This is a genomic window from Phormidium pseudopriestleyi FRX01 (assembly GCF_017313335.1).
GTDB lineage: Bacteria > Cyanobacteriota > Cyanobacteriia > Cyanobacteriales > Laspinemataceae > Laspinema > Laspinema pseudopriestleyi.
The window spans coordinates 1-4,725 of sequence record NZ_JAFLQW010000659.1; the positions used below are offsets into that span (position 1 = coordinate 1).

3 protein-coding genes are annotated in these 4,725 nt (G+C 45.1%); 1 reads left to right on the top strand and 2 read right to left on the bottom strand.

Features of this window, described 5'->3' with window-relative positions:
• The coding region (locus tag J0895_RS24700) for a polysaccharide deacetylase family protein (protein ID WP_207090635.1) at positions 1–489 on the top strand (489 nt) is incomplete at its 5' end.
• Between the two features lie 44 nt (positions 490–533).
• On the opposite strand, the gene J0895_RS24705 is transcribed toward J0895_RS24700, so the two are convergent.
• Both J0895_RS24705 and J0895_RS24710 read right to left on the bottom strand, forming a co-directional pair.
• Entirely contained in the window at positions 534–4,040 is a 3,507-nt protein-coding gene (locus J0895_RS24705) for an AAA-like domain-containing protein (RefSeq protein WP_207090636.1), read from the bottom strand.
• Between the two features lie 144 nt (positions 4,041–4,184).
• Positions 4,185–4,400 (bottom strand): hypothetical protein, encoded by a 216-nt coding sequence (locus J0895_RS24710; RefSeq protein ID WP_207090637.1) that lies wholly within the window; start codon positions 4,398–4,400, stop codon positions 4,185–4,187.
• Between the last annotated feature and the right edge of the window lie 325 nt (positions 4,401–4,725).

A 4,725-nucleotide genomic window follows, 5' to 3' on the forward strand; every position in this document is an offset into this window, starting at 1 on the left:
GAAGCGGGTCATGCTTTGGGCAACCATACTTGGAATCATCACTATCATAATGTCCCGCGAGAAGTTGCCGCCAAAGAAATCGAAGATACCAACGCCCTAATTTATGAAGTAACCGGATTTAAAACCGAGTGGTTTCGGCCTCCCGGTGGCGTCCTCACCAATGGATTAAATGGCTATGCACATAGTCAAAATTATGCCGTTGCCATGTGGTCATCTGATGCCCGTGAGTCTTCCTTTTCTAGTTCTGGAGCATTAGTTAACAACGTACTCAGTACCGCTAAACCTGGAGGAATTGTGCTGTTACATGATGGCGGTGGGAATCGTTCAGCCACCGTACAAGCTTTACCCATTATTATTGCTCAACTCAAACAACAGGGATATAAGTTTGTCACCTTACCCGAACTGTTAGAACTTTACGAACAGCACAAGCAAGCAACTCTGGCGGAAAGTAATCCCAATCCGACTCCCGTCCCGGATGGGATTGATTAGAGAACAATCAAATAGGTGAGATTTTTAGTTAGGGCAAAATTCACCTATTTTGACGGAGTTTGACTGAATTGGCGAGTACAGAGTTTCGCCTCATTTGCCGGAACCGATGGATTAGTTTTTAAATAATCTCGAACCCAATGGCAAGCATAAGTTAGGGAGTCAAGTTTGAGGAGGCGATCGAGATACCAGATGGTCATCACTTGTTCATCCGCTACCGAGGCTAAAATGGGCAGAGTCGGATGAAAAGCCACTGCCCGAACTCCCGCCTGATGACCTGTCAAAGTCGTGAGTAAAACCCCCTCTCGGGTCCAGATTTTAATGGTTTCATCAATACTACTCGTGGCAATTAAAGACCCATCTGGACTAAAATCAATTCCCCAAACTGCTGCTGTATGTCCGGTCAAAGTTTTGATTAACGTTCCATCTTTCCTCCAGAGTTTAGCCGTCATATCGCCACTCCCGGAGGCAATCATTTCCCCATTGGGACTAAAGGTAACTTTCCAAACCGCCGCATCATGACCGTTCAGGATTTTTAAAAGCTGCCCGGATGGGTTCCAAAGTCGAATCGTGGAATCGTTACTCGCCGAGGCCAAAATTTGACCATCTGGGCTAAATTCAACACTCCAAGTGGGGGCGGTATGTCCCCTTAACGGTTTTATCAAACCATCTTGGCGACTCCACAACCAAACGACTCCATTGGCATCTCCGGCAGCAAGTCTTTCACCGTTAAAGTCCCAATCAACCGATAATAAAGCAGCATTTGCATCATCAAAGGTCTGTAAAACTGTTCCATCAAGTTGCCAAATTTTGAGGGTTTTATCTTCGCTAACCGATGCGATAATTTCTTGATGAGGATGGAAATCGATATTGCCAATAGCAGCATTGTGACCTTCTAGGGTCTGTAACTTTGTGCCATCGAGTTGCCAGATATGGAACGTTTTATCACTACCTGATGTGGCGATCGCCTTGCCATTGGCACTGAATGATAATCCTCGCACTAACCCATTTAAACCATAAATTTTTTGCTGAAAAATGCTGTGGGTTTTCCAAAGAATTGCTACATTTTCTGCACCCGTCGAGGCAATTTCTTCGCCATCGGGACTAAAGGCCATTCCCCAAATGGCTGCATCATGACCTTCCAAGGTGGTGATTAACGTGCCATCCCGTTTCCAAAGTTTTACTGTTTTATCCCAGCTTACCGAAGCTAAAATGCTGCTATCCGGGCTAAATCTCAGTTCTTTAACTGTGGCATTATGGGCTTGTAAAGTGTGGAGGAGGGTTCCTTTTCGGGTCCAAATATTAATCATGCCATCGACGGTACCGGAAGCCAAAAGGGTATTATCGGGACTAAAGGCGATCGCATAAATCGGTGCTGGATGTCCAATCAACTCCCGGAGTTTACTCCCATCTGCATTCCACAACTGGATGGCATTATCAATTTTACCCGCTGCAACGGTTTGACCATCGGGACTAAATGCTACTGCCCGAATTCCGGTAGTTTCGCCTTCAAATCGAGTCACTAATTCACCTTGGGAATTCCAGGCTTCTACGGTACTATCAGACCCTCCAGAAATCACCTGTTCACTATCAGGACTAAAATCAATACTCCAAATCCCTGAAGTGTGGGCCGTAACCGAACTTAATAAAGTTCCATCTCGCTTCCAAAATTTAACTGTTTTATCATCTCCAGCCGAGGCTATAAATTTTCCATTGGGGCTAAACTTTACTGCCCGAACCACCGCTTGATGTCCCGTTAATGTTTGCAGAAGTTTACCATCTCGCTGCCAAAGTTTAAGGGTTCCATCAACCCCTGCGGTAACAATTTGCTGGCCATCGGGACTATAATCAACGGCTAAAACTGCCGCAGTATGACCATTAAGCCGATTAGACTCCTGAATCCTTAAAATTACTTGCCACAGTGCAGCATCAATGCTATTTTTTAGTTCTGGATCGAGAGTTCTGAACTGTTCTGAGCGGTCTTTTCCTTTAATAGCTTGCAGGAGAGCATTGAAACTTTTATTAGAGGCAAATAAGGCTTCTGATGATAAAGTAATCGCTCGAAGTTCGCTAATAGCCGTTTGTTGATATTGCTGATATGCGAAACCGCCTAAACTACTGGCCACTATCATCGCTACGCTGACAATTCCTAAGAGGAGATTTTGGCGCTTTAAGTGGCTCTGTTCTAATTTTAGGCGAGCTTCTAATTCTTGGAGTCGTTCCGCCTCTAAAGTTCTTTGAGTTTCTTGGCGGTCTAATTGTTGAGAAGCAGCCAGAAATTGATAATCCAAATTACTCAGACTTTTTCCCTGGGACCAAGCGAGAATATCTCGTAAGGCTTTCCCGCGTAATAGCCAGGACTTATCCTGATATCCGGATACAATCCAAGCATCGATCGCCTGGGAATAGGGCCGGAGATTTGCCAGTTGGTTAGCCACCCAATCAAAACTAAAAATTTTCTGATAAATGGGATTTTTAATTCGTAGGACTCCTTCTGATTTTTCGATTAATCCGGTTAAAATGAGTTCGGTTTGTTCTGGACTCTCATCGGCAGCAATTGGTTCAAATCCCGAGGATATTTCATCTTCTTCCGAGTGCAGGAGAATTTTTTGGTAGAGTCCAAGTAACCGTCCGACTCGCTGTTCGCTATAAAGCAGGCGATCGCAGATGGTTTTAAAATGTTCTGGCTCATCATGGGCTTTCCAATTTTCAATCAGATTGGTCTCTACTAAACTATTAATAAAATCTGGCGTTAATTCTCGGTAATTCTCCCCGGAGTGGTTGGAAATCATTTGACAGAGCTTTTGAGTCAGAAAAGGCTGACCTCCGGTCCAATACAGAATACGCTTTAAGGCTAATTTTGGGTCAGAAAACTGTTCCGATAACCCCGCCAATAATGGGGAATTTTCTTGAAATTCAAATCCCGCTAATTCAATAGCTTTTCCAATGTTAAAAGGAGTCCGACTTCCATCTGAAATTAAATCAGCCGGGGTCGCCACGCCAAATAAAGCAAAGGATAAACGGCCATAATCATCATAATCAGCACGCCGGTTATAACAGGCCCGAATTAGGGCAAAAAAATCATCGGTAGAAAAATTTAAACTGAGAACGCTATCAATTTCGTCAATAAAAATAACAATGGGTTCAGGGACTTGCGCCAGCAGAACCGTCTCTAAAAAATCACTTAAGCGATTGATATAAGAACAATGAGTGCGATCGCGCCACCAACTCAACAGATTGACCTGTAGCCGAAAAGCTTTGGTCAACAACCCCACAATCGAACCATACCACTGTTCTTGGGTGACCTCTTGGGTGCCAATGGCGGTGACATCAATTACCCCACAGCGAATTCCTATCGATTGCAAGCGATGGGTCGTTTGCACCCGCAAACTCGATTTGCCCATTTGCCGCGCATTAAACACATAGCAGAATTCCCCTTTTACCAATTCCTGAAATAAGGTTTCATCCGCTGGTCGGTTCACATAAGTGGGAGCATTAAAGGGCAAACTCCCGCCAACTTGATAAGAAAAATCAGAACTTTTAGAAAGTTGCATTGGCGAATTTAAACAAAATAAAAGAGTTCAAATTTCTAGGTTTTTCAAGGTTGAGTTAAAATCAAACGGCTATAGCCAGTTTAAATCATGATGACTTGATAATTTAGGGTGAGGGCTTCTCCCTTTTTGGGAGAAGGGGCGGGCTTACAAGAGTAGGTTTTTTACGCATAAGAGCACCTCCGGTTCCCTCCCCTTGGCAAGGGGAGGGTTAAAGTGGGGTCCTCCTGACGTGGCGATCGCCTGAGTTACGCACTCACAGTCGGCGATCGCGCCTGTATGAAGCCGGGTGCCAACCTCTTTCTTCGTGACATAGCAAAGCCACGTCCGGAGGACCCTCCACCCACCGATTCCTCGGGACATAGCAAAGCCACGTCCGGAGGACCCCACCCTAACCCTCCCCTTGCCAAGGGGAGGGGACCGTTCGTAAAAAACCTACTCTTGTAAGCACCCTAACCCTCCCCTTGCCAAGGGGAGGGGACCGTTCGTGTTCTTAATTGTGAGGCAAATCTCCCTGAACGTAAAAAACCTATTCTTGTAAGGAAGGGGCTCCGGGGGATGAGGGCAGACTGACCAAACATCGGATGCACCCGATGCTACCACTTCTTAAAAAAAATCCAATTACTAAAAGAGGCGGTATGTTTGTTCACCTAATTTAATAATGCTCTATGTTCCCCTTCTCTCCCTA

Bases quoted from the DNA above. Each gene is read 5' to 3' on its own strand.
- J0895_RS24705 (WP_207090636.1), bottom strand. From the start codon at position 4,040: ATGCAACTTTCTAAAAGTTCTGATTTTTCTTATCAAGTTGGCGGGAGT.
- J0895_RS24710 (WP_207090637.1), bottom strand. From the start codon at position 4,400: ATGTCCCGAGGAATCGGTGGGTGGAGGGTCCTCCGGACGTGGCTTTGC.